At 45.2% G+C, this 4,885-nt stretch carries 7 protein-coding genes and 1 pseudogene; 5 read left to right on the forward strand and 3 right to left on the reverse strand.

What is annotated here, in order from left to right:
• The 3 genes and pseudogenes from F6K20_RS24275 to F6K20_RS24285 all read left to right on the forward strand — a co-directional run.
• Positions 1-190, forward strand: a pseudogene (locus tag F6K20_RS24275) (GNAT family N-acetyltransferase); the annotation flags it as partial.
• A gap of 63 nt (positions 191-253) precedes the next feature.
• Entirely contained in the window at positions 254-889 is a 636-nt protein-coding gene (locus F6K20_RS24280; RefSeq protein ID WP_008178322.1) for a precorrin-8X methylmutase, read from the forward strand.
• A 154-nt stretch (positions 890-1,043) separates the two neighbouring features.
• On the forward strand, positions 1,044-1,517 hold the full coding sequence (locus tag F6K20_RS24285) for a hypothetical protein (protein WP_008178324.1): 474 nt from the start codon (positions 1,044-1,046) through the stop codon (positions 1,515-1,517).
• Between the two features lie 320 nt (positions 1,518-1,837).
• Here the strand turns inward: F6K20_RS24285 and F6K20_RS24290 are convergent, their stop codons facing one another.
• The 3 genes from F6K20_RS24290 to F6K20_RS24300 all read right to left on the reverse strand — a co-directional run bounded on the left by F6K20_RS24290 (position 1,838) and on the right by F6K20_RS24300 (position 4,423).
• On the reverse strand, positions 1,838-2,098 hold the full coding sequence (locus tag F6K20_RS24290; protein ID WP_008178326.1) for a hypothetical protein: 261 nt from the start codon (positions 2,096-2,098) through the stop codon (positions 1,838-1,840).
• 114 nt (positions 2,099-2,212) lie between these two features.
• Positions 2,213-2,362 carry a hypothetical protein gene (locus F6K20_RS24295; protein WP_154659649.1) on the reverse strand — a complete coding sequence of 50 codons (150 nt, stop codon included), beginning with the start codon at positions 2,360-2,362 and terminating at the stop codon, positions 2,213-2,215.
• A 177-nt stretch (positions 2,363-2,539) separates the two neighbouring features.
• Positions 2,540-4,423 (reverse strand): alpha/beta hydrolase, encoded by a 1,884-nt coding sequence (locus tag F6K20_RS24300; RefSeq protein ID WP_008178327.1) that lies wholly within the window; start codon positions 4,421-4,423, stop codon positions 2,540-2,542.
• Positions 4,424-4,558: 135 nt separating this feature from the next.
• On the opposite strand from F6K20_RS24300, the gene F6K20_RS24305 reads away from it, so the two are divergent.
• Positions 4,559-4,699 carry a hypothetical protein gene (locus F6K20_RS24305; protein ID WP_287296324.1) on the forward strand — a complete coding sequence of 47 codons (141 nt, stop codon included), beginning with the start codon at positions 4,559-4,561 and terminating at the stop codon, positions 4,697-4,699.
• A gap of 35 nt (positions 4,700-4,734) precedes the next feature.
• Complete coding sequence (locus F6K20_RS24310; protein ID WP_287296326.1) at positions 4,735-4,863, forward strand: hypothetical protein; 129 nt, start codon at positions 4,735-4,737, stop codon at positions 4,861-4,863.
• Positions 4,864-4,885 lie beyond the last annotated feature (22 nt).

Below are 4,885 nucleotides of genomic sequence, written 5' to 3' on the forward strand. Positions count from 1 at the left end.
TCAGATGGGGAGTCAGATCAGTTTTCCCTATTGCCTATTGCCTATTGCCTATTGCCTCTTGCCTCTTGCCTATTGCCTATTGCCTATTGCCTCTTGCCTCTTGCCTCTTGCCTATTGCCTGTTACCGATTCCCGATTCCCGATTCCCGATTCCCGATTCCCTGTTCCCTGTTCCCTGTTCCCTAATATGAAAACCCCTATAGCAAGCATAATAATGTCAAAATAATCACAACCAGTTTGTCTGAAGAGTCCTCATGGAATGGCATATAACTGATGCTCAAAGTCTGGCAATTATTGACCGTGAAATAGGCGAGCATGTCTTTTCACCAGCGGAATACGAGATTGTGCGGCGGGTGATTTATGCCACAGCCGACTTTGAGTATAAGTCTCTGATTCATTTTTCTGAGCGGGCATTACAAGCAGGAGCAGCAGCTCTAGCTGCTCGTAGCACAATTGTAGTGGATGTGCCAATGGTACAAGTAGGGATCACTCCCCACATTCAAGATACCTTTGCTAATCCTGTGTATTGCAGCATGGAAACCCTCACTCGTCCTCAAAAAGAAAAGACTAAGGCAGCCTGGGGGATGCAAACCTTAGCTAGACGCTATCCAGAAGGAATTTTTGTGATTGGTCAAGCTCAGACAGCTTTAACAGTATTGGTGGAGTTGATTGAGGCAGAGGAAATTCGACCAGCCTTGGTGATTGGGGTACCTGCGGGATTTGTCGAGGTGGATGTGGCTAAATCTCGGTTGACGGACTCTTTGATTCCCCACATTCGGATTGATGGTCGTAAGGGTTCTGCGGTAGTGGCTGCTGCTATTGTTGATGGCTTAGTAGACTTGGCTTGGCAAGCCTATGGCCAGGATGATATTGACTTCTCACACGCCTAAAAGGGCGTTGCCCAATTGTGGAATAATCGAGAATAACGGGTAATCGGTAATCGGTAATCACCTTCGGTCAAGCTCATTGACCGCAACCCTCTGTTGGTGATCGATCAAAATTTGGCTAAGATCCTGTCAGCAACGGTTTAGCAAAGGGATAAGGATGGCAACTGCGGTTAAACTAATAGCTCCAGGTTTTTGTGTAAAGTACCCGAAAACCCCCTGGAGTGTGATATATGTCGAAGATGCTTCAGGCAAGTTTCATTTCCGCCTTAGTAGTCGAGACTTCAAATTTGAACCCCGCGATCGCTACCGTTACCCAACTCATGAGGCGGCTAAACGGGCAGCATTGTGTTTTCTGGAATTACTCAAACGTATAGAGCGATCGCGGATGCGCATGAGCATTCTGCTAGAAATTGGTATTCTTAAATTTCCCCGACAGACCTATCACTCCTATGAAATCTGGTTATTGATTGATCGCACTCGCTATAGTTGGGAGGTAATAACAGCCAATGGTTTTTGTTTCCGCTCCCAGCGCTGGTACAAAAATCCTAACAGTCCGATTCTTAAAGCCAAGAAACATATTGACCGGGAGCTAGCGATCTATCAAATCAAAGATGTGGTTGGCTGGGTTTAATCACTAATGACTTCAGCCCTCAGCGGTCAGCCCTCAGCGGTCAGCTTTCAGCTTTGTGGCAGAGGCCACAAGCGCTGTGACTTTCGTGACTATTAAACAAATGGTTACCTAAGCTGATGCGCATTTAAATTAGTTTTTCCCTGTTCCGGTGATCCGCTGTTCCCTGTTCCCTTTTAGGAATTTAGGTATCCCAATCTAAATGCTGAACAACTTATTTGATTCAAAAGCACCTCAAGTAGCGTGCGCGTAGCGCATATGCTGATAGTTTAATGCTGATAGCTGATACGCGACAGGCTGATAGCTAATAGCTGAATGCTTACCTAATGACTATCATCAGTATCAAAACACTTATGCCCGATAGTGCCATCAGGAAATAAGAAAAGAGGACAAAACGGTAATTTTATGGGTATGCTCACAATTGTCGTAGGCTCCTGCTGCGGTTGATCATTATGAGGCCAACGAATCCTGCGACTTGTACCACCGACAACATCAGTTATTTTATGATCACTACTGTCAGAAACAAAGCTGTCACTCTCTAACCTCTCGGTGAAACCTAAATCAGAGATTTCCATGATAGCCATATATCCAATTTATTTCTATTGATTGTTTATATAAACTTCCCCCATAGCTAATAGAAAAGTCTTGCCATATTGGCCATAAGTTACAAAACTTTAAAATTGTCAACTATCAATTAATTAAGGGAATCGGGAATCGGGAATCGGGAATCCGGAATCGGGAATCGGGAATCGGGAATCCGGAGTAGGGAATCGGGAATCGGGAATCGGGAAAACTAGACCTCTTGCAAAAATAAATATGAAATCAAAATCTATCCCTTTTGTATGCATGCCTTTTGCCTTGTCAACACCCACGGTTTATGAGACTTATGCAAGAGGTCTACTGATCTGACTCCCCATCTCCCCATCTCCCCATCTCCCCATCTCCCCACACTCCCTATTCCCTATTCCCTATTCCCTATTCCCGACTCCCGACTCCCGACTCCCGACTCCCTAAAACTATATAGCTTAACTGATGCGAGTTGCTTTTTCGCGGTACTTGTTGATAAGTTTATTGAACAATTGATTCAGCTGTCCAATGCAAAAACTATTCGGAGTCATCATTTTAGTGTTAGGATAAAAATAGAATTTATTTGAGCTGATCGACCCATAATTTACGTCCTTAAAGTTAATAGCAACCTGCTGATTTCCCACGGATAGAACTTGAAACCAAGTCGCTATCGTAGGGGGTAATTTTTTACTCAGACGCAAGGAAATTTTGGGACTCGAAAGAGATTGAGCGTAGGCTGGGGTTAAAAATGGTTCATAGCGTTCAGCTTCTGGAGTTAGCTGCTTAATAAAGGCTAAACTTACACCTTTGACCAGTTGCCGCAGGCTATGGGCATCGTCTCCAACCACTTCTTTGACTAACGTACTTCTAGCGATCGCATCGTTAAGATTCTTCGGGTCAGTCACACTGAGGTGAGTGCCACCAATGGCGCTAATCAAATACTTAGAACCCCCCAACTGATTAAAAGACCGTAACTGATGGTCTAGAGCTGGTGTAATGGCATCCTCTGTGCCCGTTAACATTAAGGTTGGTACAGTAACTTGACGCAAACCCTTAGTACCAAACAAACGCCCGGTTACACTATTCAAAGCGATCGCTTGCACCACTCGCTGATCAGTAAGATTAACCTCGTCTTCTGGTAAATCAGCCGCTGCACATTGGAACCAATCTGCTGGGGATCTGCCCACAGGAGAGCGATTTTTACAAAACCGTCGCAGTTCCTCTAAATTGAGTTTTCCCCCAGCCAACGCTAAAGCCGTGTAGCCCCCCAAGGAATGACCAATAATTGTAACTTGTTGAGTATTCAGTTTACCAAGCATGGTAGAATATCTATCGTTGATGTCAGCCAACTCATCCAGGAGAAAGCTGACATCTTTGGGACGGTCAATAAACTCCCCCGGAGGTAACAAATCCCCAAGTTTACCAGGTGCTGACAAACTGTTAATCCTGGTAAAGTTGCTGCCAGGATGCTCTAGGGAAGCTACAGTAAGGCCATGGGAGGCTAGATGGCGTGCTAAATATCTCAGAAATTTGCGGTCTGCAGCAAATCCGTGGGAGAGAACTACCATTGGTCCAGTGGTATCCTCAGCCCAGTATAGATCTACAATAATAGTACGTTGCCGTTGTCGGTCTCTTAGTCTTAGTTTACGCTGTTTAACCAATTGGGGACCGGAAGTAGCAGGGTCAAATCTAGGGCGAAAGGTGGCAGCGTCCGCAACAGCCAAATCTTGCTCTAAGATCGGACCAACTGCTAAACTTTTCCAATAAGAGGCATTAAGTTGTAGGGCAATCCCAACAGCAGACGAAGCATCCAAAGTGATCTTTTCTCCTGGGTAAGCCCGTAAGAAACTCAGCACACTTAAACCATTAACTTGCCTTGCTCCTAACAACAGAGCAGCTTTTAATTGCTCTAAACTACTATCGGGGAGTGCTAACCCTAGTCTGTCCAACAACCGTGCGCCATCGCTGGAGAGGAGAAGGTCATTGATAAAGGTTTCTGTGGTCTTAGGGTTGAGTTTGAGGCTATTGGTCAAAATCTTCCGAATCTGTGGCGTGAGGATATCTCGATAGGGTTGCAGTGCTGGTGATAACTCCCCTGTCTCAGCAAACGTTTCTAATTCCTTGATAGCGACAGATTGCTCAAATGGCCCTAAGCGTAGAGTGAGATACTCAGCGGCAAAAACTGGTGGGGTAATTGCCCAAAACAGAGTCACAAAGAGACTACCTAGAGCACCCTGTCTGATTTTTTTAATTTGACCTATTGAACCATTACAGTGTTTTTTCTTCACAGAAGATTCAGAGGTATGGCCGCGATCAGACCATGGCAGCTGAAAATTGATCATTAGCGATGTATGCAGAATGTGAGTGCGGATATTTCGATCAAAGCCGACTTAATCAAGACTCGACAAGCCCATCGAAATATTTTTTCTGCAGCACTTCTGCACTAAAGGGTAAGCTATCAGCTATTAGCTATTAGCGTGTCGCGTATCAGTTCTCAGCTATTAGCTATCAGTTATCCGCTATCAGCTATCCGCTATCAGCCATCAGCTATCAGCCTATGGGCTACTTTAGGTGCTACTTTAGGTGCTATCAGCGCTCAGGCAAAGGCTGACCGCTGACCGCTGACTCCTGACCGCTGACTGCTGACTACTGAATGCTTACTATTAATGAAGTAGACACACCTATTTCTTCCCGATTCCCCACTCCCGACTCCCGACTCCCGATTCCCTACTCCCGACTCCCGACTCCCGACTCCCGACTCCATACTCCCTTTCCCAAATAACTAAATACTCGTATTTAATATA

Origin of the sequence: Moorena sp. SIO2C4, from assembly GCF_010672485.1 — a bacterium.
Taxonomy (GTDB): Bacteria; Cyanobacteriota; Cyanobacteriia; order Cyanobacteriales; family Coleofasciculaceae; genus Moorena; species Moorena producens.